The organism is Pseudoxanthomonas yeongjuensis, from assembly GCF_010093345.1.
Classification (GTDB): Bacteria; Pseudomonadota; Gammaproteobacteria; order Xanthomonadales; family Xanthomonadaceae; genus Pseudoxanthomonas_A; species Pseudoxanthomonas_A yeongjuensis.
Genome location: NZ_PDWT01000005.1, coordinates 22,194 through 44,504, shown reverse-complemented (window position 1 = coordinate 44,504; position 22,311 = coordinate 22,194). Strand labels below are relative to the sequence as shown.

Below are 22,311 nucleotides of genomic sequence, written 5' to 3'. Positions count from 1 at the left end.
CATTGCAAGCTGAATTCTGAATTGTCTTTCCCTAATCCGTCCCCCGACTAGAGCGTTCGAGGGGCAAGCTCTCCGGGCACCTCCGCCTTCGCGGGGGCAAGCTCTTCTCCCGGTGGGAGAAGGGAAGGAACAATCGCCAACATCAAATCGGTTTCGCCGAATCCGCGTCGTCCACCGGATCGCTGTCGCTCACATCGGCCTCGAACAATGCCTCCAGCGCACCGCGCGCGTCGCGCGCGGTCTGCACCACCGCTGCATCGTCGTCGTAGACCAGGTGCTGGGCGCGCAGCAGGTTCTCGTCGTGGACGCGGAAACGACGGGCATGGTCGGCCGCCACTTCCGGCGGCAGGCCCAGCGCCTCGAGCACCTTCTCGCCCATCTCCAGGCTGGAGCCGAAGGTCTCGCGGAACGCCTGCGCGCCCAGGTCCATCAGGCGCCAGGCGTGCTGGCGATTGCGTGCGCGGGCGAAGACCGTGGCCTTCGGGTACATGCGCCGGATCAGGCGCGTGGCCTTGATGTTGGTCTCGGTGTCGTCGATCGCGATCACGAACGCCTTGACGTGCTGCGCCCCGGCCGCGCGCAGCAGTTCCGGCCGGGTCGGATCGCCGTAATAGATGCGGCTGCCGAAACGGCGCATGTCCTCGACCTGTTCCGGGCTGTGTTCCAGGGCCACGAAGGGAATGCGCTGCGCGGTCAGCAGCCGCGCCACGATCTGGCCGAAACGGCCCATGCCGGCGATCAGCACCTGCGGTCGTTGTCCGTCGACCGCGTCGGCGCTGTCGATGGCGTCGAACTCGCGCGGCTGCTTCTTCTCCGCCTTGTAGTGCGCCAGCAGGCGCGACATCGCTATCAGCAACAACGGGGTCAACGCCATCGACACGCCGACCATCGCCACCAGGCGGTCGCGGGTGGGATCGTCCAGCAGGCCCACACGCACCGCTTCGCTGAACACCACGAAGGCGAATTCGCCGCCCAGCCAGAGCACGCTGGCCAGCATCAGCGCCGAACGCGGGTTGAGCTTGCCCGGCCGCAATCCGACCAGGAACAGGATGCCGAACTTCACCAGTAGCAGCACAGCGACGCCGGCGGCGATGATCCGCGGTTCGGCGGCGACCCGGTCCAGGTCGATGTCCATGCCCACGGCGATGAAGAACAGGCCCAGCAGCAGGCCCTTGAACGGTTCGATCTGCGATTCCAGTTCGTGGCGGAATTCGGAATCCGACAGCAGCACGCCGGCCAGGAACGCGCCCAGGCCCGCGCTCAGGCCGGCCAACTGCATGAACCAGGCGGTGCCCAGCACCACCAGCAAGGCGGTCGCGGTGAACACTTCCGGCATGCGCGTGCGCGCGACCACACGAAAAAGCTGTCGCAACAACAGGCGGCCGCCCAGCACCACCACCGCGACCGCGCCCACCGCCTGCAATGCCATGGCCCAGGTCAGGGTCTGGTTCTTGGCCCCGGCCAGCAGCGGGATCGCCGCCAGCAGCGGGATCGCGACCAGGTCCTGGAACAGCAGGATCGCGAATCCCTGGCGTCCGTAATCGCTGGTCAGTTCCTTGCGCTCGGACAGCAACTGCAGGCTGACCGCGGTCGAGGACAGCGCCAGTCCCAGGCCGATGACCAACGCGGTCTTCCAGTGCAGGTCGGCCAGCAGCGCCAGTCCGCCCAGGACCAGGGCGGTCAGCAGGCCCTGCACCCCGCCGGTGCCGAACACCGGCTTGCGCATCACCTGCAGCCGCGACGGCGACAGTTCCAGGCCGATCACGAACAGCATCATCACCACGCCGATCTCGGCGGCGTTGAGGATCCGGTCCGCATCCCGCACCAGCCTCAGCCCATAGGGACCCAGCACCGCACCGGTGACCAGGTAGGCCAGTACCGCGCCCAGGCCGAATTTCTTGAACACGGGCACCGCCAGCACCGCGGCCAGCAGGAAGACCAGGGCGAGTTCCAGACCGCTGCCGTGCATGGGCGCACCTCCTGGGTTTCATTATGCGGGGTTGATCGTTCGTGAGCCCGACCCGCGTAAGTCGGGGTAGCGATCGGCTCAGCGAAGGCAATGGGCCTCCCGGGTTGGTTGTACGCACTCGCCCTGTGCGGCCCCCGGCGCCGCCCTGGTTGGCAAGGGTCGTCCCAGTGGATAGGCTGACCATTCGACAACTTCGCAGGGAGAGGCGTAATGAATCGAATAGTGGCGTTGATGCTGGGGCTGTTGGTTGCATTCGCGAGCCACGCGGCAGGCCCTCGCGCAGTACGCAAGACGGTAGAGTCCAGCATGCTGGTGACCGGGTGGGTGTTGATTGCGACCGACGGCAGTATCAGCAAGCTCGAGCTCGACGAACCGGACAAGCTTCCCACGGGCGTGCTCTCGCTGGTCGAGCAGGCGGGCGCGTCCTGGCGTTTTGAACCGCTGCTGATCGATGGCGTAGCGCGAAAGGCCAGGGCGCGGATGAGTCTGCGGATCGCCGCCAAGAAGATCGACGCCGAACGCTACGAGGTCGGCATTCGCAGCGGCTACTTCGGCGAGGAAGCCATGACTCCGGAGGAACGCCTCGCGCGAGCGGATTCGATCAAGCCCATCGCAATGAAGCCGCCGATCTATCCAGAGAGCGCATGGAAGGTAGGCGCGCGCGGAACCGTCTATGTGGTGCTGAAGATCGGGCGCGAAGGCGCCGTGCAGGAATTGTTCGCCGAACAGGTCAACCTGCAGGTCATAGGCAGCGAGAATGAAATGGACCGCATGCGCGATATGCTGGCCAAGTCCGCGTTGAACGCGGCAAAAAAATGGACCTTCCAGCTGCCTGCCGTTGGCGAAAACGCCAAGGAAGAAACCTGGGTGGTACGCGTTCCGGTCGACTTCCAGTTCCATGGCTACCAACGGCCCTCTTACGGCCAATGGGATTCCTATGTGCCAGGCCCTATCCGCCGCGCGCCGTGGGACACGGGATTCGACAGCGCCCAGAGTCCCGACGCAATGATCGCCGGCGTTCTATACGACGCGCGCAACAGCCTGCGCCTATTGACGCCACTGCAGCCAGGATGAGCGGTCGGCCGATTGAAAAAGCCCCGCTCGCGGGGCTTTTTTTGTGGCGCCGAAGAAACCTGCCTCGGCACTTCATCGAACTGAAGAATTCATCATTCGAACTGGTGTTCTTTATCTTGCTACGCCGCAGCCCACGGACGTTCTCCTGTACGTGGATCGTGCCGGGGAAGTGGCATGCGTGGCGGAAATGATGTTCCGATTTGCTCCCCTTCTCCTTTGGAGGCATGATTCGCCCGTCGGCGGCTGACTTCCGCCGACCAAGGCAGCAGGAATCTGCCCTCTCTAACAAGGAGCAAGTGCATATGGATGCGACAGTCGAATCGGGCCGGGCCGTCACCGGGAATCAGGACGCGATCGATGGGATCCCGCGCCGCTACGCCGGCCAGGGCGGGATCCAGGATCGCCCCCGGCCTTACACCAGCCTACTGCCCGCCGACGATGAGTGGTCGCGCGACACGGTGCTGCGCGCGGTCGTTGCCGATGCGCTGCAACGCAACGGCCTGGTCGTGGACGAAGACACCCTGGAGGCGACCATCGCCTCATTCGACAGCTCCGGCGGTGCGCTGGCAGGCACCGCGTCGACGTGGAAGCTGCATCCGGGCGAGACCCGCGACGACGGCCGCATGGCGCCGCCTTTCCACGGTTACGCCGTGGACATGCCTACGGAATTGCAGTCGTCTTTGGTCGCCTACGCCACGCAGTGGTCGGCGCAGCGTGACGCGCAGCCTCCAGCTCCGGTCGATGGCGCGCTGACCGAACTCAAGGGGTTGGCGCGCAAGGACGGGCAACACGAGGTCTTCGACACGCTGGACGCGATCCAGGCCGCGATCGAGACCGGCAGCGTCGCCCATCGCGACGGCAAGCCACTGGATTCGGTGGCGATGGCGGCGGTACTCGAGTTCGCCACCCGCAGCGGTCGCGAGCGTGAAGCGGCGAAAATCCTCGAACGCTACAGCGCAATCAAGGACGTGGCCCAGGAGGCCAGGCACCTGGGCGAGAACGCCGGGCGCGTGTTCAACGGGCGCGATCCGATCACCGGCAAGGCACTGAATACCGACCAGCGCGTGGACTCCGCCTTCGACCTGCTCAATGGCGGCTTCAAGCTGGCCGGCAACGCAGGCAATGTCGCCCTGATGATGGGCGCACGCAATGCCGGACTGGTCGGCGCACTGGTTGGCGTGGCTCCGGTCGGTATCGCGATCGTCGCGTTCGCCGCCGGCGCCTATCAGCTGATCAAGCACGCGCGCGAGGCCCTGCTGGCGCCGCGCTGGGACGAGTTCCGCGAACGTTTCCCCTTCGCCGTGGGCATGGAACCCAAGCACGCGATCAGCGGGGTGATGCGGCAGATCGCGGGCATGCCGACCGATGCCGGCAACGCCCTGTCCACGGCCACGCGCATTCTCGAGGGCATCGGGCAGAACCCGGAGACGCGCGAACGCTTCCTCGCCTTCCTCAAGCAGAAGGTCGATCCCGATTCGCTGATCGATGCGCTTGCATCGGGCAAGGGACTGGACCGCCTCAAACCGGAGCAGGCCATGCAGCTGGCGCAGGCGGCGAAGGGTTTCGCGAAGGATTTCCTCGACCTGGAGCTCAAGGACGTCAAGCGCTACCTGCGCGATCACGACGGCGAACGCGAGCGCGGCGCTTACCTGCCTTCCACAACCGCGAAGGAAGCGGTCAACCGCAACGGCGGCCGCGTCGGTGGCGCGCTGGAGGAGGGGTTGCGCACGGCGGCCATTCTGACCAGCGGCGCGCATGCCCTGAACGGCCTGTACAAGGAATTGCTCGGCAAGGTCCAGGAAGCTCCCGGCGCCGGCAAGCTCGATGCGCAACAGCAGAAAAACCTGGCCGCCGCACTGGTGCCATTGGCGCGCGAAGGGGGCATGAGCGGCGTCGACCACCTGTTCCTTAGCCGCGACGGCAGCAAGGTCTTCGCCGTCCAGGGCGATCCGAAATCCCCCGCCTCGCAGATGGTGTCCCTGGAGCTCGCTTCCGGTTCCCGGCAGAGCGTGGAAACCAGCAGCCAGCTCGCCGCCCGGCACGCGACGGCCGACGCCTCGTCGCCGGCGCAGGCCGTGCAGGCTTCACCCGGCGGACGCGGGTTCTGATCGGCCGACACGCCGTCGCCGTGCGTGCAGAGAACGCCCCGCCTCGCGGGGCGTTTCCTTTTCCGGTTGCCGATGGAATCGATCAGGAGCCCGAGAATATCCACGGAAAACTTTTCCAGCGATCCGCCGACATCCTGTGCTCAGTTGGCCACGAGCTGCAGCAGGTGCTTCCCGTACTTTCCGGAGTGGGTGGCACTGACCGCCAAGATCGCATAGGCGAACACCAGGCCGGCGGCCGCGAACGCGGCCACCATCGGCCATTTCAGCTTGCGCGGCAGGGCGATGCGCTTGTGCTTGTTGCGGATGAAGAATTCGGCGACCAGCAGGTTGGGGACGAAGAACAGGTACAGGAGCGCGTAGTCGAACACGCCGGGCGTTTCGCTTTCGCTGATGCCGATGCCGCCCGTGAGGTCCTTCCATGCGCGGAATTCGAGATCGAACACCCATGAACCCAGCACCATCGCGAATAGGCGGATGGCCCATGCCCGGTGCAGGTCGAAGCGTTTCGCGCGCGCGTGGACATAGGCCATGACCGCGCTCAGCATCAGCACCGTACCCCAGATGCCGAAGGCCACGGACGCCGCCCGGAGGTATGCGCCGTGGGTCAGGATGAAGGACATGCCACCGATACCCGCCAGCAAGCCCGCGGTCACGTAGACCCGGCCGGTCCAGCGATGCACGGCGCGATGGCGGGCGCGAATTTTTGATGAAAGCAGGATCGGCCAGGCCAGTACCAGTATCGTTCCCATGACGAAGTGCAGGCCGATACCGAGATTGGCGATCCAGATGGAGGCCGTCGGCATCGACAGGCCCGCCACCAGCTCGTGCCACTGTTCGAAATTCCTGAAGGTGGCGCCGGTGGCGCGAAGGACGATGTAGGTGCCGAAGACCCCCAGGCCGGCCAGGGCCGCGAAGTAGAAGAAGCGGCCGGTCCAGCGCAGCAGGCGTTCTTCGGCGGGGACCGGCCGCGCTGTTGTCCGGCCCATGGCCAGCCTGTTTTGCTCGTTCATGGCGGCGTTTTCCTCTTTCCGGAGTTGCCGGAAGAATCGCGTGGCCTACAACCGGGCGACATCGGGCGCTTCGCCGCCGAACCACGCCCTGTCGTACGCCCGCCGCGTCGCCTTCTCCGCCGCCTTGTCGCCCTTGCGCTTGTAGACTTCCGTCAATCCCGCCAGCGCCCAACCGTTGCCGCGCGATCGCAGCAGCGATTCGCGCAATACCTTCTCCGCTGCGTCGAGCTTGCCCTGGCGCAGATAGACCGAACCCAGCGACTGGCGGATGGGGTAATACCAATAGGGCGGTTCCATGTAGGAGAACGAATCCTCCACCGCGATGGCGTCTTCGTAGGCCTTTTCCGCCGCGTCGAGGTCGCCCTGCGCGTCGACGAGGCGGGCGGTGGCGACCAGGCGCGCGGTCCGCACGATCTCCTGGCCGGGCACGTACCAGTCGACGTAAGGCTTGAAGTCGGCGTTCCGCTCGATGGCGGCGATGGCGGCGATTTCGCGCTTCGCGCCTTCGAAGTCCTTCTTCCCGGCGTAGCCCAGCGCGCGCGCGTAGTGCGCGAGCGCCGCCACCAGCACCTGGTTTTCCGGCGGGGCTTCCAGGCCGAGGATCTCCGCGGGCGCGCTGAACATGGCGTGCGCCAGGTAGGGCGCGGCCTTGATGGGTTCGAGCAGCGGATATTCCGCGACGACGTCGTCGCCAAGCGAGGCCTCCAGCCTGCCTGCCGCGTCGATGGCGGTCTTGCCGTCGCCGCCCATCTGCGCGGACACCAGTACGAAATGGATGTTGTGCGGGTAATAGGCCGACTTGTAGAGCGGGTCGGACGGCGAGGTGGCGAAATACGCCTCGTCGACGGCCATCGCGCGCTTGTTGATTTCCATCGATTCCTTGAACAGTCCCACGCGATAGTAGATGTGCGCGGGCATGTGCACGATGTGCCCCGCGCCGGGCATCAGTCCGGCGAGGCGCCTGGCGTGGGGCAGGCCGCGTTCGGGGGTGGCGGAAGCCTCGACGGCATGGAGGTAGAGGTGGATCGCGCCCGGGTGCTCGGGATTGCGGGCGAGGACTTTTTCGAGCACCGCGAGCATTTCGCCGGCACGGCCCTTGGGCCTGGTGCCCGCCGCTTCCCAGTAATCCCACGGCTGCGTGTCCATGATGGATTCGGCGTAGAGCGTCTGCACCGTGTCGTCCTCCGGATACGTTGTGGCCACGACCCGCATCGCGTCCGCGAAAGCGGCGTCGAGCGCTGTCCGGTCGGCGCCGGGGTCGGTGGAATAGCGCTTCTGCAGGGCCGCGACCAGCGCGCGGTCCTTCGCCGGCGCGGTGGCCGCCCGTTCCACCGCCTTGGTGAGCGCCGCGAATGCGGGCGCCACGGCCCCCGGCAGCATCGGCGCGTTGATGTTCGGCCCCAGCACGAACGCCTCGCCCCAATACGCCATCGCCAGCGTGGGGTCTTCCTGCTGCGCCGCCTGGAACGCGCGCTGGGCCTCGGCGTGGTTGAACGCGAACGCCCAGCGCAGGCCCTGGTCGAAATACGCCTGCGCTTTCGCGCGCTTCGTGCCCACCGCGAGGGTCAGCTGGCCGAGGTTGCCGTAAAGCGGCACGGCGCCGCCCGCGGCTTTCATCGGCTGCACCGGGAAGGGCCGGGTCTCGGCTTGCGCGAGCACCAGGGCGTCGAGCAGCGCGGGGCGGCCGGCTGTAGCCGGCGAACACACTGCGCCGATGGGATCGAGCAGCGGATCGAACGCCGCCGGCGCAATGTCGGTCCTCCCCATCAGGCGGCTGGAGCCGCAAAGGCCGACGAGCGCCACGGGAAGGGCGAGGATGCGAAGCGAAGGCTTTTTCATGGGAAGTGCCTCAAGGAGAGCTGGCTGCCGGGGAGAGTGATCGATTCGCCGCGCTTTCCCGGCGTGGCGGCGCGGATCGCGCCTGCCTGGCCAGCTTGCCGCTGCGGCGCGGACGAGTCTTGAGGAAAGCCGCAGACAATGCGCAGATCGGTGAGGAAAATCTCAGAAAAGGCTTAGGCCAGCCGCGGCGGCCATGCACCTATACTTGATCGGGCGGGATTTCCCCGCCTGGGAACCGCATGCCGAAGCCCGTGCCGCGCAACCTGGCCTTCGACGACGTGGTCATCGACTTCGCCGGCCGGCGGTTGTCGCGCGGCGGCCGCGAACAGGCGCTGGAACCCAAGGCCTTCGCCGTGCTCACGCTGCTGGCCGGTTCCCCTGGCCGGGTGGTTGCCCGGGAAGAAATCCTGGACGCGGTCTGGGGCCACCGGCACGTCACCCAGAGCGTGCTGAACCGGATCATGAGCGTGTTGCGTCAGGCGCTGGGCGAGGATGCGCAACATCCGCGCCTGCTGCGCACGGTGCATGGGGTCGGCTACCGCTTCGACCCGCCCCTGCCGATGGCGGAAGCCGACGCGCCACGCTCGACGACGCAGCCACTGGCTGGACCGGTGCGCACGCGCTGGCCCCGGCTCGCCGCCGGCGCCGCGGCGGCGCTGCTGGCGGCGACCGCCGTCGCATGGCTGCTGCACAAGGACGATGGTGCCGCGCCGGACGCCGTGCCTGCGGTCCCGGCACCGCCTTCGCTGGCGGTGCTGCCGTTCGCCGATCTTTCGCAAGCGCAGGACCAGGAATACCTGGCCGATGGACTGGCCGAGGAAATCCTCAACCAGTTGGCGCAAGCGCCGGCGCTGCGGGTGGTGGGACGCACGTCGAGTTTCTCGTTCAAGGGCAAGAACGAAGACCTGCGCACCATCGGCCGGAAACTCGGCGTCGCCTATCTGCTCGAGGGAAGCGTGCGCAAGGACGGCGGGCATCTGCGCGTCACCGCCCAACTCGTCGGTGCCGGCGATGGTACCCATCTGTGGTCGAAGACCTACGCGCGCGAACTGCGCGGCGTGTTCGCGGTGCAGGAGGAAATCTCGCGCGACGTGGCGCAGGCCTTGAGCGTGAAACTGGATGTGGCGAGGTTCAACCGCGGACAGGGCGGCACCACCCATGTCGAAGCCTATGAGCGTTTCCTGCGCTGGCGCAGCATCGTGATGCGGGAACAGTTCGATTTCGAGCATGACCGCGAACGCCTGCAACTGGCCCGCGAAATGGTCGCGCTGGATCCGCAATGCGTGCTGTGCTGGGATGCGCTGGCCGGTTCGTTGAATTCCATGGCGCAGGAATTGCGCGGCGCCCAGGCCGACCAGCTGCGCGCCGAAGCGCTGCAGGTCCGCGAGCGCATTGCCCGCATCGCGCCCGACAGCTGGGTGGCCAGGCGGGACCGCTCCAATGCGCTGTGGCGCCAAGGCAGGCGCGTCGAGGCCATCGCCCTTGCGAAGGAGATCGTGGATTCCGGCCCGCCGACCAAGGAGCGCGTCTGGGACTACAGCTACATGCTCTATGCCATGGGCCATCTGCAGGAAGCCGTGGCGCTGATCGAACAGGTGCGCGCAGTAGAGCCGATGGCGCTGTTCCTTTCCCGCGACCTGCAATACGACTACACCGCCGCGCGCCGCTACCGGGATGCCGAAGCCGAATACCAGCGCGGCCGGCAACTGGAAGGCAGCCAGCTGGAGCCGGACTATGTCGCCTTCATCCGTCAGCTGGCGGGCAAGCGACCCGGCGGGTTGGCGCAGTTGCGCGAGCTGCACGGTCGCCTGCTGAAACATTCCAAAGACTTCGACACCCCGTTCTTCCGCGATCTGGGTGCGGTGTTGGACGAGCGCGAGGCCATGCTCGCCCTGGTGCGCAAGGCGCTCGCGGACGAGGCCTACGGTGGCGGCTACAACGAGGCTTCCTACATGTGGACCAACGTGGCCGATGCACTGGGGGACACGGACCTGGCCATGACGGCACTGCGCCGGGAGCTGGAAGCACAGGGCGGATTCAAGGACGGCGCGATGGCCCAGTTCCCGTATGTCGCGTTCTGGAATGCGCCGTATTCCGGCGTGCGCGCGCACCCGGATTTCAAGAGGCTGCTGGCCGAGGCCGGCGTGGTCGATTACTGGCGGCAGACGGGACGCTGGGGTGACGGTTGCGGACCGGTGGGCGCCGACGATTTCCAGTGCCGGTGAACGGAAACGCCCCGCGTCGCGGGGCGTTTTTTCTTGGGTTCCGCTGCTGGCTCAGCGCTTCATCGAACTGAAGAACTCGTCGTTCGACTTGGTGTTCTTCATCTTGTCCAGCAGGAATTCCATCGCCGCGATCTCGTCCATCGGGTGCAGCAGCTTGCGCAGGATCCAGATCCGCTGCAACAGTTCCGGTTCGATCAACAGATCCTCGCGGCGGGTGCCGGAACGGTTGATGTCGATGGCCGGATAGACGCGCTTCTCGGCGATGCGGCGGTTCAGATGCACTTCGCTGTTGCCGGTGCCCTTGAACTCCTCGTAGATCACCTCGTCCATCTTGCTGCCGGTTTCGACCAGCGCTGTCGCGATGATGGTCAGCGAACCGCCTTCCTCGACGTTGCGCGCCGCGCCGAAGAAACGCTTCGGGCGGTGCAGCGCGTTGGCGTCGACGCCGCCGCTGAGCACCTTGCCGGAGCTGGGCACCACGTTGTTGTAGGCGCGGGCCAGGCGGGTGATCGAGTCGAGCAGGATCACCACGTCCTTCTTGTGTTCGACCAGGCGCTTGGCCCGCTCGATCACCATTTCGGCGACCTGCACGTGGCGCGCGGCCGGTTCGTCGAAGGTGGAGCTGATGACTTCGCCGCGCACCGTGCGCTGCATCTCGGTGACTTCTTCCGGACGCTCGTCGATCAGCAGCACGATCATGTGCACGTCGGGATGGTTGGTGGTGATCGCGGTGGCGATCTGCTGCATCAGGATGGTCTTGCCGGCTTTCGGCGGCGACACGATCAGCGCGCGCTGGCCTTTGCCCTGCGGCGCCATCAGATCCATGATCCGGCCGGAGATGTCCTCGCTGGAACCGTTGCCGCGCTCCAGGGTGAAGCGGCGGCGCGGGAACAGCGCGGTCAGGTTCTCGAACAGGACCTTGCCCTTGCTGGCCTCGATCGGTTCGCCGTTGATCGTGTCGACCACCGACAGCGCGAAGTAACGCTCGCCGTCCTTGGGGAAGCGGATGCGGCCGCTGAGGTGGTCGCCGGTGCGCAGGTTGAAGCGGCGGATCTGGCTGGGCGAAATGTAGGTGTCGTCCGGGCCGGCCAGGTAGCTGGCCTCGGCCGCGCGGAGGAAGCCGAAGCCGTCCGGCAGGATTTCCAGCACGCCGTCGGCGGCGACGCCTTCGCCATGGCGGGTCAGCACTTTCAGCAGGGCGAAGATCACGTCCTGCTTGCGCGCGCGGGCCACGCCTTCGTGGATGCTCAGCTGCTCGGCGATGTCGAGCAGCTTCTGCGCCGGCATGCGCTTGAGGTCGCTCAGCGAATACTGCGGGAAGCCTTCCGGCACGCCGGGCGCGGGGCCGCGCGGCACGAATACTTCGTTGGCGCCGTTGTCGGCCGGCAGGCCGTCGTTGCGCGGACGTTGCTGGTCGCGATCGCGGCGGTTGCGGAAACGGTCGCGGCGGTTGTTGTTGCCGCCGCCGCCGCTGTTGTTCTGGAAGCGGTTCTGGTTGTTGCTGTCGCGCGGCTCGCCCTCCTGCTGCTGGCCGCCCTGGGGGTTGCCTTGCGCATTCTGCGACGGCTGGCCGCCTTCCGCGGTGTTGCCGCCTTGGGATTGCGGCTGCGACAACGCGGGCTGCGCCGGTACGGCGGCAGGCTGCTGGGGTTCGGATCGCGGCGCCGGTGCTTGCGGCGCGGCGGAAGCCGGAGGAGTCGTGCTGGGAGCAGGGGCCGGGGCGGTAGGCGCTTCGGAGGCGGGAGCGGCCTTGGCGACGCGCGGGTTGCGCACACGCTTCTCGGCAGGAGCGCCGGCGTCGCCGGCTTCAGGGGTGTTATCGGACAAAGGTGCGATTCCTCGCTAGGTTTGCGAGCGCCGGCGAATGCCGGCGAGGCGGGTGGAAGAGGTGGTGCTTGGGAGGGGTGCCATCAGATGGGTGCGGCGCTGACCCCCGCGCCGGATAGCGCTGAAACTAGCACCGGGAAGCGGCTGCGGCAAGCGCCGCGCACGGAAACCCGTTCAGATTCGTAGGAGCGCCCCTTGGGCGCGATGCTCTGGTCTGGGCATCCGGAGGAAGGCATCGCGCCCAAGGGGCGCTCCTACGCGGGATTGCGGTTCAGGCGGTCGAAGCGGCCGAGCCGATGCCTTTTTCGATCATCTGGGTCAGCTGGCCCTTGCCCACGGCGCCGACCTGGGTGGCCTGGACCTGGCCGTCCTTGAACAGCAGCAGCAGCGGGATGTTGCGGACGTGGTACTTGATCGCGGTCGCGCGGTTGTCGTCGACGTTGAGCTTGACCACCTTCAACCGGCCTTCGTAGGTCTGGGCCAGTTCGTCCAGCACCGGGGCGATCATCTTGCAGGGGCCGCACCATTCGGCCCAGAAATCGACCAGTACCGGTTCGTCGGACTGCAGCACGGCCGCGTCGAAATCGGCGTCGCCGACGTGTGTCACCTTATCGCTCACTTTAGGGGTCTCCTGCGGGGTCCGCGGACAGCGGGACCGGAATGGTCGCCGCATTGCTGTAAACTGGGGCGTTCCGCGATTCCGTTCAAGGGCTTAGCCCAGGATTCGCATACACCGGCATGGAACGCAGTGTGCGACGCCGGTGACGACGATGCAAGCGCATCGACCCGCGCGTTGCGCGTGCCATAGCCTCTATCAAAGAAGCCCAGCAAAGAAGAAAGCATGAGCGACAAGCCGCTAACCGACATCACCTTTTCCTCGTTCGACCTGCAACCGGCGCTGCTCGCCGGACTGGAAGCCGCCGGCTTCTCGCGTTGCACCCCGATCCAGGCGCTGACCCTCCCGGTCGCCTTGCCGGGCGGCGATGTCGCCGGCCAGGCCCAGACCGGCACCGGCAAGACCCTGGCGTTCCTGATCACGGTGATGAACCGCCTGCTGACCAAGCCGGCGCTGGCCGACCGCAAGCCCGAGGATCCGCGCGCGTTGATCCTGGCCCCGACCCGCGAACTGGCCATCCAGATCCACAAGGATGCGGTGAAGTTCGGCGCCGATCTCGGCCTGCGTTTCGCCCTGATCTACGGCGGCGTCGACTACGACAAGCAGCGCGAACTGCTGCAGCAGGGCGTCGACGTGATCATCGCCACGCCTGGCCGCCTGATCGACTACGTCAAGCAGAGCAGGGTGGTTTCGCTGCACGCGTGCGAGATCTGCGTGCTGGACGAAGCCGACCGCATGTTCGACCTGGGCTTCATCAAGGACATCCGCTTCCTGCTGCGCAAGATGCCCGAACGGACCACGCGCCAGACCCTGTTGTTCTCGGCCACGCTCAGCCACCGCGTGCTGGAGCTGGCCTACGAACACATGAACGAGCCGGAAAAGCTCGTGGTCGAAACCGAATTCATCACCGCCACCAAAGTCCGGCAGAAGGTCTATTTCCCCGCCAACGAGGAAAAGATCCCGCTGCTGATCGGCCTGCTGTCGCGCAGCGAAGGCGCGCGCACCATGATCTTCGTCAACACCAAGGCCTGGGTGGAGCGCGTGGCGCGTTCGCTGGAGAAGGCCGGCTATCGCGTCGGCGTGCTCTCGGGCGACGTGCCGCAGAAGAAGCGCGAAAGCCTGCTGCGGCGCTTCCAGGCCGGCCAGCTCGAGATCCTGGTCGCCACCGACGTGGCCGCGCGCGGCCTGCACATCGACGGCGTGTCGCACGTCTACAACTACGACCTGCCGTTCGATGCCGAAGACTACGTGCACCGCATCGGCCGCACCGCGCGCCTGGGCGCCGAGGGCGACGCGATCAGCTTCGCCTGCGAGATCTACGCGCAGAGCCTGCCGGAGATCGAGGCCTACATCGCGCAGAAGCTGCCGGTGGAAGCGGTGACCACCGAACTGCTGACCGCGATCCCGCGCGCACCGCGCGCGGCGCCCGAACCCGGCGCCGAAGTGGACGAGGACGAAGGCGAGAGCATCGGCGCGATCTTCAAGGAAGCGCGCGAACAGCGCATCGCCGACGAGCAGCGTCGCGGTGGACGTCCGGGTGGCGGAAGCGGCGGTCGCAGCGGTCCGGGCGCAGGTCCGCGTCCGCGTTCCGGTTCCGCCGATGGCAAGCCACGCGCTCCGCGTCCGCCGCGCAGCGAAACCGCGGCGCCCGCGGTCGCGAACCCCGTCGTCGCTGCAGCCGCGGTCGAGGCCGCGAAACCGGAAGGCGCACGCCCGCCGCGCAAGCGCCGTCGCCGTCGCCACGGCGTGCCGGTCGAAGGCGCCGCCGCACCCGCTGCCGTGTCGTCGCAGCAGGCGCCGTCGCAGGCTGCCGCGAAATCGGCCGGCGACAATTCGTCGTTCCTCACCAAGCTGGGCCGCAAGCTCAAGTCGCTGGTGTCGGGGTCGTAAAAGCTTCCTTCTCCCGCCGGGAGAAGATGGCGCGCAGCGCCGGACGCTGCGCGGCAAGCACCCTTGGGGTGTGAGGGAAGAGTGGCGTGGTGCGGAAGATTCAGCATTTCTGCAGCCGATGGCTCCTTCCCTCTTCCGCCCCCGTATCAAGTACGGGGCAGGCTCTTCGGGCACCTTCTCCCGGAGGGAGAAGGATGCAAGAACAAGGCATAATCCGGCCATGAGCGTCCTCCGATTCGAAAACGTCAGCAAGCAATACCCCGGCGGCCATGAGGCGCTGGCGGACGTGAGTTTCGAGGTCGCGCAGGGCGAGATGCTGTTCGTCACCGGCCATTCCGGCGCCGGCAAGAGCACCTTGCTGAAATTGATCCATCTCAGCGAACGCCCTAGTCGGGGCGCGGTCGTGTTCGCGGGACGCAACCTGCTGAAGGTCCGCGGCGGCCGCGTTCCCCTGCATCGCCGCGAAGTCGGCGCCGTCCACCAGGACCACCGGCTGCTCTCCGAACGCACCGTCGCCGAGAACGTCGCCCTGCCGTTGATCCTGCGCGGCGACCGTCGCGCCGACATCGGCAAGCGCGTGCGCGAAGTACTGGCGCGCATGGGCCTGGGCCATCGCGAGAAAGCGCTGCCTTCGCAGCTTTCCGCGGGCGAGCAGCAGCGCGTCGGCATCGCCCGTGCGATCGTCGCCGAGCCGCGACTGCTGGTCGCCGACGAACCCACCGGCAACCTCGACCCGACCCTGGCCGCGGAAATCATGTCGCTGTTCGCGTCCATGCCCGAGCGCGGCACCAGCGTGCTGGTGGTCAGCCACGATCTGGCCCTGATCAAGCGCATGAAGAAGCGCGTGCTGATCCTCGACCATGGCCGGCTGACCGACGACATTTCCCCGGCGGACCTGGCCGAATGACTGCCACGCCTGAAAACAGCAAGGTCGAGGCTTCGCGTTCCGGTTTCGGCATCTGGCTGGACCAGCACCTCTACAGTTTCGTCGCCAGCCTCGGCCGGGTGTTGCGCCGGCCGTGGACCACGCTGCTCACCATCGGGGTGATGGCGGTGGCGCTGGCCTTGCCGCTGGGCCTGGGCCTGGCCCTGGACAATCTGCGGCATTTCGCCGGCAGCGTGGAGCAGTCGCGCGAGATCGACCTGTTCCTGAAACCGGGTATCGATGTCGCCCGCGCGCAGGCGCTGGCGGCCGAACTGCGCGGCCGCGGCGACGTGGCCAGACTGGAACTGCGTACTCCCGAACAAGGCTTGGCCGAATTCCGCGCGCGCAGCGGCCTGGGTGATGCGATCGGTGCCCTGGAAGAGAACCCGTTGCCCAGCCTGTTGATCGTGACCCCGAGCGGCGACGAGGCCGGCCTGGTGGCGGCATTGGAGCGCCTGCCCGAAACCGGCCTGCTGCAGCACGACGCGGCCTGGCGGCAACGGCTGCAGGGCTGGCTCGGTTTCGGCGCGCGCCTGGCCTGGGTGCTGGCGGCGCTGTTCGGCCTCGGCGCGCTGCTGGTCGTGGGCAACACCGTGCGCCTGGACATCCAGTCGCGGCGCGAGGAAATCGGCGTACTGCAGCTGCTCGGCGCCACCGACGGCTTCATCCGCCGGCCCTTCATCTATCTCGGCGCCTGGTATGGCCTGGCCGCCGGTGCGCTGGCATTGGGGCTGTTGGCGGCGGCGGCGTATGCTCTGCGCGCGCCGCTGCACGCGTTGGCGCAAAGCTATGGCAGCGGTTTCGCGCTCGGCGGACTCGATCCCCTGCGCGCCGCGGGCTTCGTGCTCGCGGCGACGGCGGTCGGCTGGTTGGGTGCATGGCTGGTGACCGGACATTTCCTGCGTCAAACCCGACCGACCGAAACCTAGAGTTTTCCTTATGCATTCGCAGGAACTTCGCCACCTGATCAGCAACGCACCCCGGGTGATGGTGGTCGACGGGTCGAAGATGGTGCGCAAGATGATCGCCGATGTGCTCAAGCGCGACCTGCCCGGCGTCGAGGTGATCGGTTGCGCCAGCATCGCCGAGGCGCGCGCGGCGCTGGCCGCGGGTGCGGTGCACCTGGTCACCACTTCCCTGGCGCTTCCCGATGGCGATGGCCTGGAGATCGCGCGCGCGGTCCGCGAAGCCGCCGGCCAGGCCTACGTGCCGGTGATCGTGGTCTCCGGCGATGCGCAACAACACCTGGAAGAGCGCCGCTTCACCGAATACGTCACCGACTATTTCGACAAATCGCTGGGCCACGAAGCACTGGCGGTGTTCATCCGCGGCTACGTGCAGCCGGCCCCCGTCGCCGGCGCCACCGTGCTGTACGTGGAGGACAGCCGCGTCGTCGCCGAGACCACCAGGCGCATGCTCGAGCGCCACGACCTCAACGTCGTCCACGTGCTCAAGGCCGAGGACGCCTTCGCCCTGCTGACCGCCGAGTCGCTGGGCCTTTCCACCCATCATTTCGACATCGTCCTGACCGACGTGACCCTGAAAGGCGAGTTGAGCGGCCGCGACGTGGTCCAGCGCGTGCGCATCGATTTCGGCTACGGCAAGCGCCGCTTGCCGATCCTGGTGATGACCGGCGACGATAATCGCGACAACCAGTCCGAGCTGCTGCAGGCCGGCGCCAACGATCTGGTGCTGAAGCCGATCGAGGAGCGCCTGCTGATCACCAAGGTCCTGTTCCAGCTGCGCGTATCCAGCATGGGCGAGACGCGCGCGCTGGTTTGAGTTCCTCTTGCCCCTTTCCAAAGAGGGCAAAAAACTCAAGGCTTTCCTCACTTCTCACTTCTCACTTCTCATTTCTCGTTCCTCGCTCCTCCCCCCGCCATGTCCGAAGAAGAACGCATCAAACTCGAGCCCTCCTGGAAAGCCCGCATCGGCGACTGGCTGCAGCGTCCGGAGATGCGCGAGCTCTCCGCGTTCCTGCGCCAGCGCAAGCAGGCCGGCGCGCGGATCTTCCCGCCGGGCCCGCAGATCTTCGCCGCGTTCGATGCGACTCCGTTCGACGAAGTGAAAGTGGTGATCCTGGGCCAGGATCCGTACCACGGCGCGGGACAGGCGCACGGCCTGTGTTTCTCGGTATTGCCGGGCGTGCCGGTTCCGCCATCGCTGGACAACATCTTCAAGGAAATCCAAAGCGACCTGGGCATCGCCCGTCCGGACCACGGCTGCCTGCTGCCGTGGGCGCGGCAGGGCGTGCTGCTGCTGAACTCGGTGCTGACGGTCGAGGAAGGCCGCGCCGGGGCGCACCAGGGCAAGGGCTGGGAAGGCTTCACCGACCATGCGATCGAAACGCTGGCGACGCAGCGCGAGGACCTGGTGTTCCTGCTGTGGGGCAGTTATGCGCAGGCCAAGGGCAAAGTCATCGACGCGCGCCGCCATCGCGTGCTGCGCGCGCCGCATCCCTCGCCGCTGTCGGCGCATCGTGGGTTCATGGGCTGCGGGCATTTTTCGGCGACCAACCAGTTCCTCGCCCAGAAAGGCAAGGCGCCGATCGACTGGCGGCTGCCGCCGAAGGCGGAATTGCGCCTGTCTCCCAAGGGAACTTCCTCCGGGGCGTAGGAGCGGGCCTTACCCACGATGCTTGTGGTTTCGTAGATCCGAGCTTGCCCGGATGCTTTCCGCGAAGATCAAGAGCATCCGAGCAAGCTCGGATCCACGAATGCAACGGCAAGGGCATCGCGGGCAAGGCCCGCTCCTACGGGAGGGGCTATTTCTTCTTTTTCCTGCGCGGCTGGGGCGGGGTGACCTCGGGGGCCTTGACCGGCTCCACCGCTACCGTGTCCAGTTCGGTCTTCAGTTGTTCCAGCAACGGCAGCACCTTCTGTTGCACGGCGCCCATCAGGTTCTGCATCAGCGCCGGGGTCTTGTCCAGCAGCGACTTGCCGGCCGGGCTCTCGTAGAACTTGGCCATGGCCCTGACGTCTTCGCGGGTGAAGGTCTTCTTGTACACGTCGATGTACAGGGGACGCATTTCTTCCCAGCTCAGCGAGCGGCGCAGGATGTCGCTGGTGCGCGCGTGCAGTCGCTCGATCTCCGCCTTCTGCTCGGCGCTGAGGTCCTTGCCGGCGGTGATCCGCTCGAACTGCTGGCTCTGCATGGCTTCCATCTGCGGCAGGATCGCGTCGAGCATGCCCTGCGCGCGCGATGCGGTCAGCAGCCGCTCGATGTCGGCATCCGATGGCGGCGCGGCCGTGGCGGCGAAGGCGGACAGGGCCAGACAGGCAGCCAGCAGCAGGCGCGGCAACGGAGATCGGTGGGACATGCGGGAATCCGGAAGCGTGGAGCGAGCGCGGAGTTTGCCTAGCTTTTGGTAAACGACCGGTTAAACCGGCGTGCGCCGAAGTCCCATGCATGCCAGCGACGCCGGCATTGCCTACAATTGGCCGATGGGGAGCGACGCACTCGAGATCACACCCGCGCTGACGATACCGGACACCGAACTGGTCGAACGCTTCGTGCGCGCCAGTGGCGCCGGCGGGCAGAACGTCAACAAGGTTTCGACCGCGGTCGAGTTGCGTTTCGACCTGGCCGGCTCGCCGTCGCTTCCTGAACCGGTGCGCGAGCGCCTGCTGGCCAAGCGCGACCGGCGCATCACCGACGACGGTGTGCTGGTGATCGACGCGCAGCGTTTCCGCACCCAGGACCGCAACCGCCAGGACGCGCGCGAGCGCCTCGCGGCCTTCATCGCCACCGGCCTGGTCGCGCCGAAGAAACGCATCGCGACCAAGCCCTCGTACGGCTCGAAACTGCGCAGGCTCGACGCCAAGCGCGGCCGCGGAGAAATCAAGCGGGGACGTTCGACCAAGGGAGACATCGATTGAGCGAGGCGACAGACGTTATCCCGGCCATCCCGCCGCGCATGCCGCAGGTGAAGCCCAACCGTTTCACCCGCTGGCTCGGCCGCACCGCGCTCAGGCTGGGCGGGTGGCGTGTCGTCGGCCCGATCCCCGACCTGGCCAAGGCGGTATTGATCGTGGCCCCGCATTCCTCCAACTGGGATGGATACTGGGGCATGGCGGCGAAGATCGCGCTGGGCCTGGAAGTCCGCGTGCTGGGCAAGACGCAGTTGTTCTGGTGGCCGCTGGGACCGCTGCTGCGCCGGCTGGGAGCGATCCCGGTCAACCGCAGTTCGCCGCAGGGCACGGTGGAGCAGGCGGTCGCGATCATCCGCGACTTCGACCGGATCTGGTTCACCCTGACCCCGGAAGGCACGCGCAAGCGCGTGGACAAGTGGAAGAGCGGTTTCTGGAAGATCGCGCGTACCGCCGAGGTGCCCATCGTGATGGCCTACTTCCACTATCCGGAGAAGACCATCGGCATCGGCGACGTGTTCCACCCCACCGATGACGCCGCCGCCGACATGGCCCGGATCCGCGAGTGGTACCGTCCCTGGCAAGGCCGCAACCGCGGCACGACTTGAGGCGATGGGGTGTGGGAGCGGCGTAAGCCGCGAAAGTGATGCGATAAGGCTTCGCGGCTTACGCCGCTCCCACAGACAGGCCCTTTTTTGCTGAATGGCGGATCGGTTCGCATCTTCGACACATGCGTTCGCGGCGCCATCGCGCTAGGGTAGCCGGCTTGTTCCCCGACCCTGGAAAGCTTAAATGTCGCGTACCGTCGTCCTCGCCGCCGCCATCAGCCTGGCCCTTGCGGCCTGCACCGGAAACAAACCCGAAGCCGTGACCGAAACTACCCCCGCCGCCACGCCCGCCGCCGCCGAGAACCCGCTGCTGGTCGCCAGCACGCTGCCGTTCGGCGCGCCGGTGTTCGACAAGATCAAGGACAGCGATTACCTGCCCGCGTTCGAGGAAGGCATGAAGCAGCACCTCGCCGAGATGCGCAAGATCGCCGACAACCCGGAACCGGCCACCTTCGAGAACACCATCGAGGCCCAGGAACGCACCGGCGAGACGCTCAACCGCGTCGCCCGCATCTTCTTCGGCCTGGTCCAGGCCGACACCAATCCGGAACGCCAGAAGATCCAGGAAGAGATCGCGCCCAAGCTGGCCGCGCACCAGGACGAGATCGCGCTGGATCCGAAACTCTTCGCACGCGTGAAGTCGGTCTACGACGCCCGCGCCACGCTGAAACTCGATCCGGAGCAACTGCGCCTGGTCGAACGCGACTACCAGGAACTGGTTCGCGCCGGCGCGCAGCTGTCCGATGCCGACAAGGACCGGATGCGCAAGTTCAACGTGGAAGAGACCACGCTGTCGACCGAATTCCACACCAAGCTGGTCGCCGCCGCGGCCGCCGGTGCGGTGGTCGTCGACGACAAGGCCAAGCTCGACGGTTTGTCGGAAGGCGACATCGCCTCGGCCGCGCAGGATGCGGCCGCGCGCAAGCTCGACGGCAAGTGGCTGCTCGCATTGCAGAACACCACCCAGCAGCCGGTGCTGGCCTCGCTGAAGGATCGCGAGCTGCGCGCCAAGGTGCTGGAAGCCTCGGAAACCCGCACCGAACACGGCGACGCCAACGACACCCGCAAGATCATCCAGCGCCTGGCCCAGCTGCGCGCGCAGAAGGCCAAGCTGCTCGGCTTCGACACTTACGCCGCCTATAGCCTTGCCGACCAGATGGCGATCACCCCGGACAAGGCGCTGAAGCTGCTGACCGATACCGTGCCGGCGGCCACCGCCAAGGCGCGTGGCGAAGCGGCGAAGATGCAGGCCGTCATCGATCAACAGAAGGGCGGTTTCAAGCTCGCGGCCTCGGACTGGGATTTCTACGCCGAACAGGTGCGCAAGGCCGAGTTCGACCTGGACGAATCGCAGATCAAGCCGTACTTCGAGATGGAAAACGTGCTGCACAACGGCGTGTTCTACGCGGCCACGCAGATGTACGGCATCACCTTCAAGGAAAGGAAGGACATCCCGACCTACAACCCGGACATGAAGGTGTATGAAGTGTTCGACAAGGACGGCAGCTCGCTGGCCCTGTTCTACACCGACTACTTCAAGCGCGACAGCAAGTCCGGTGGCGCGTGGATGGACGTGTTCGTCGAGCAGGACGGCCTGACCGGCGCCAAGCCCGTCGTCTACAACGTCTGCAACTTCACCAAGCCGGCGGCAGGACAGCCGGCGCTGCTGAGCTACGACGACGTCACCACCATGTTCCACGAGTTCGGCCACGCGCTGCACGGCATGTTCTCGAAGGTGAAGTATCCGTCGATCGCCGGCACCAGCACTTCGCGCGACTTCGTCGAGTTCCCGTCGCAGTTCAACGAGCACTGGGCCGAGGATCCGAAGGTGTTCGCCAACTACGCCAAGCACTACAAGACCGGCGAGCCGATGCCGCAGGCGCTGGTCGACAAGATCAAGAAGGCCGGCAAGTTCAACAGCGGCTACGCGACCACCGAATACCTGTCGGCCGCGCTGCTCGACCTGGCCTGGCACACGCTGCCGGCCGATGCGCCGCTGCAGGACGTGGACCAGTTCGAGGCCGAGGCGCTGAAGAAGTTCAAGGTCGACCTGGCCGAAGTGCCGCCGCGCTACCGCAGCAGCTACTTCGACCACATCTGGGGCGGCGGCTACTCGGCCGGCTACTACGCCTACTTCTGGTCGGAAGTGCTGGATGACGACGCGTTCGAATGGTTCAAGGAGCACGGCGGCATGACCGCCGAGAACGGGCAGATCTTCCGCGACAAGATCCTCTCGCGCGGCAACACCGTCGACCTGGCCACGCTGTATCGCGATTTCCGTGGCAAGGATCCCAGCGTGGAGCCGCTGCTGGAGAATCGCGGCCTGAAATGATCGCTGTACACGACTCGTG

General features: G+C 66.6%; 17 protein-coding genes. 11 read left to right on the top strand and 6 right to left on the bottom strand.

Going from position 1 to position 22,311, the window contains the following annotated elements; genetic code table 11:
* Positions 1-142: 142 nt before the first annotated feature.
* A complete protein-coding gene (locus CSC74_RS13185; RefSeq protein WP_162314951.1) occupies positions 143-1,969 on the bottom strand; it encodes a monovalent cation:proton antiporter-2 (CPA2) family protein in 1,827 nt (608 codons plus the stop codon).
* A gap of 231 nt (positions 1,970-2,200) precedes the next feature.
* On the opposite strand from CSC74_RS13185, the gene CSC74_RS13180 reads away from it, so the two are divergent.
* Entirely contained in the window at positions 2,201-3,043 is an 843-nt protein-coding gene (locus CSC74_RS13180; protein ID WP_246193253.1) for an energy transducer TonB, read from the top strand.
* Between the two features lie 302 nt (positions 3,044-3,345).
* The gene (locus CSC74_RS13175) at positions 3,346-5,151 is read left to right on the top strand and encodes an XVIPCD domain-containing protein (RefSeq protein ID WP_162314949.1); all 1,806 of its coding nucleotides are present in this window, start codon (positions 3,346-3,348) and stop codon (positions 5,149-5,151) included.
* Between the two features lie 140 nt (positions 5,152-5,291).
* Here the strand turns inward: CSC74_RS13175 and CSC74_RS13170 are convergent, their stop codons facing one another.
* A complete protein-coding gene (locus CSC74_RS13170; RefSeq protein WP_162314948.1) occupies positions 5,292-6,161 on the bottom strand; it encodes a DUF2306 domain-containing protein in 870 nt (289 codons plus the stop codon).
* Positions 6,162-6,206: 45 nt separating this feature from the next.
* Entirely contained in the window at positions 6,207-7,964 is a 1,758-nt protein-coding gene (locus tag CSC74_RS13165) for a tetratricopeptide repeat protein (protein WP_211369646.1), read from the bottom strand.
* A 275-nt stretch (positions 7,965-8,239) separates the two neighbouring features.
* Here CSC74_RS13165 and CSC74_RS13160 point away from each other — a divergent pair, with 275 nt between their 5' ends.
* Complete coding sequence (locus CSC74_RS13160) at positions 8,240-10,225, top strand: winged helix-turn-helix domain-containing protein (protein ID WP_162314946.1); 1,986 nt, start codon at positions 8,240-8,242, stop codon at positions 10,223-10,225.
* Between the two features lie 51 nt (positions 10,226-10,276).
* On the opposite strand, the gene rho is transcribed toward CSC74_RS13160, so the two are convergent.
* Both rho and trxA read right to left on the bottom strand, forming a co-directional pair.
* Positions 10,277-12,052 carry a transcription termination factor Rho gene (rho, locus tag CSC74_RS13155; RefSeq protein WP_162314945.1) on the bottom strand — a complete coding sequence of 592 codons (1,776 nt, stop codon included), beginning with the start codon at positions 12,050-12,052 and terminating at the stop codon, positions 10,277-10,279.
* Between the two features lie 271 nt (positions 12,053-12,323).
* The gene (trxA, locus tag CSC74_RS13150; RefSeq protein WP_162314944.1) at positions 12,324-12,671 is read right to left on the bottom strand and encodes a thioredoxin TrxA; all 348 of its coding nucleotides are present in this window, start codon (positions 12,669-12,671) and stop codon (positions 12,324-12,326) included.
* Positions 12,672-12,893: 222 nt separating this feature from the next.
* On the opposite strand from trxA, the gene rhlB reads away from it, so the two are divergent.
* From rhlB to ung, 5 genes are all read left to right on the top strand, one after another.
* A complete protein-coding gene (gene rhlB / locus CSC74_RS13145; RefSeq protein WP_162314943.1) occupies positions 12,894-14,558 on the top strand; it encodes an ATP-dependent RNA helicase RhlB in 1,665 nt (554 codons plus the stop codon).
* A 220-nt stretch (positions 14,559-14,778) separates the two neighbouring features.
* The gene (ftsE, locus tag CSC74_RS13140; protein WP_162314942.1) at positions 14,779-15,465 is read left to right on the top strand and encodes a cell division ATP-binding protein FtsE; all 687 of its coding nucleotides are present in this window, start codon (positions 14,779-14,781) and stop codon (positions 15,463-15,465) included.
* Complete coding sequence (gene ftsX / locus CSC74_RS13135; RefSeq protein ID WP_162314941.1) at positions 15,462-16,412, top strand: permease-like cell division protein FtsX; 951 nt, start codon at positions 15,462-15,464, stop codon at positions 16,410-16,412. The genes ftsE and ftsX overlap by 4 nt, the downstream gene beginning before the upstream one ends.
* A gap of 10 nt (positions 16,413-16,422) precedes the next feature.
* On the top strand, positions 16,423-17,265 hold the full coding sequence (locus CSC74_RS13130; RefSeq protein ID WP_162314940.1) for a response regulator: 843 nt from the start codon (positions 16,423-16,425) through the stop codon (positions 17,263-17,265).
* 99 nt (positions 17,266-17,364) lie between these two features.
* Entirely contained in the window at positions 17,365-18,099 is a 735-nt protein-coding gene (ung, locus tag CSC74_RS13125) for a uracil-DNA glycosylase (RefSeq protein ID WP_162314939.1), read from the top strand.
* A 148-nt stretch (positions 18,100-18,247) separates the two neighbouring features.
* On the opposite strand, the gene CSC74_RS13120 is transcribed toward ung, so the two are convergent.
* Positions 18,248-18,802, bottom strand: a complete 555-nt coding sequence (locus CSC74_RS13120; RefSeq protein WP_162314938.1) for a DUF2059 domain-containing protein — start codon at positions 18,800-18,802, stop codon at positions 18,248-18,250.
* Positions 18,803-18,926: 124 nt separating this feature from the next.
* Here CSC74_RS13120 and arfB point away from each other — a divergent pair, with 124 nt between their 5' ends.
* The 3 genes from arfB to dcp all read left to right on the top strand — a co-directional run bounded on the left by arfB (position 18,927) and on the right by dcp (position 22,292).
* Complete coding sequence (gene arfB, locus CSC74_RS13115; RefSeq protein ID WP_162315095.1) at positions 18,927-19,361, top strand: alternative ribosome rescue aminoacyl-tRNA hydrolase ArfB; 435 nt, start codon at positions 18,927-18,929, stop codon at positions 19,359-19,361.
* 38 nt (positions 19,362-19,399) lie between these two features.
* Positions 19,400-19,960 (top strand): lysophospholipid acyltransferase family protein, encoded by a 561-nt coding sequence (locus CSC74_RS13110; protein WP_211369650.1) that lies wholly within the window; start codon positions 19,400-19,402, stop codon positions 19,958-19,960.
* A 184-nt stretch (positions 19,961-20,144) separates the two neighbouring features.
* Positions 20,145-22,292 (top strand): peptidyl-dipeptidase Dcp, encoded by a 2,148-nt coding sequence (gene dcp / locus CSC74_RS13105; RefSeq protein WP_162314936.1) that lies wholly within the window; start codon positions 20,145-20,147, stop codon positions 22,290-22,292.
* Positions 22,293-22,311 lie beyond the last annotated feature (19 nt).

Coding starts and splice junctions, on each gene's coding strand:
- CSC74_RS13185 (WP_162314951.1), bottom strand. CDS start 1,969: ATGCACGGCAGCGGTCTGGAACTCGCCCTGGTCTTCCTGCTGGCCGCG.
- CSC74_RS13180 (WP_246193253.1), top strand. CDS start 2,201: ATGCTGGGGCTGTTGGTTGCATTCGCGAGCCACGCGGCAGGCCCTCGC.
- CSC74_RS13175 (WP_162314949.1), top strand. CDS start 3,346: ATGGATGCGACAGTCGAATCGGGCCGGGCCGTCACCGGGAATCAGGAC.
- CSC74_RS13170 (WP_162314948.1), bottom strand. CDS start 6,161: ATGAACGAGCAAAACAGGCTGGCCATGGGCCGGACAACAGCGCGGCCG.
- CSC74_RS13160 (WP_162314946.1), top strand. CDS start 8,240: ATGCCGAAGCCCGTGCCGCGCAACCTGGCCTTCGACGACGTGGTCATC.
- rhlB (WP_162314943.1), top strand. CDS start 12,894: ATGAGCGACAAGCCGCTAACCGACATCACCTTTTCCTCGTTCGACCTG.
- ftsE (WP_162314942.1), top strand. CDS start 14,779: ATGAGCGTCCTCCGATTCGAAAACGTCAGCAAGCAATACCCCGGCGGC.
- ftsX (WP_162314941.1), top strand. CDS start 15,462: ATGACTGCCACGCCTGAAAACAGCAAGGTCGAGGCTTCGCGTTCCGGT.
- CSC74_RS13130 (WP_162314940.1), top strand. CDS start 16,423: ATGCATTCGCAGGAACTTCGCCACCTGATCAGCAACGCACCCCGGGTG.
- ung (WP_162314939.1), top strand. CDS start 17,365: ATGTCCGAAGAAGAACGCATCAAACTCGAGCCCTCCTGGAAAGCCCGC.
- CSC74_RS13120 (WP_162314938.1), bottom strand. CDS start 18,802: ATGTCCCACCGATCTCCGTTGCCGCGCCTGCTGCTGGCTGCCTGTCTG.
- arfB (WP_162315095.1), top strand. CDS start 18,927: ATGGGGAGCGACGCACTCGAGATCACACCCGCGCTGACGATACCGGAC.
- CSC74_RS13110 (WP_211369650.1), top strand. CDS start 19,400: ATGCCGCAGGTGAAGCCCAACCGTTTCACCCGCTGGCTCGGCCGCACC.
- dcp (WP_162314936.1), top strand. CDS start 20,145: ATGTCGCGTACCGTCGTCCTCGCCGCCGCCATCAGCCTGGCCCTTGCG.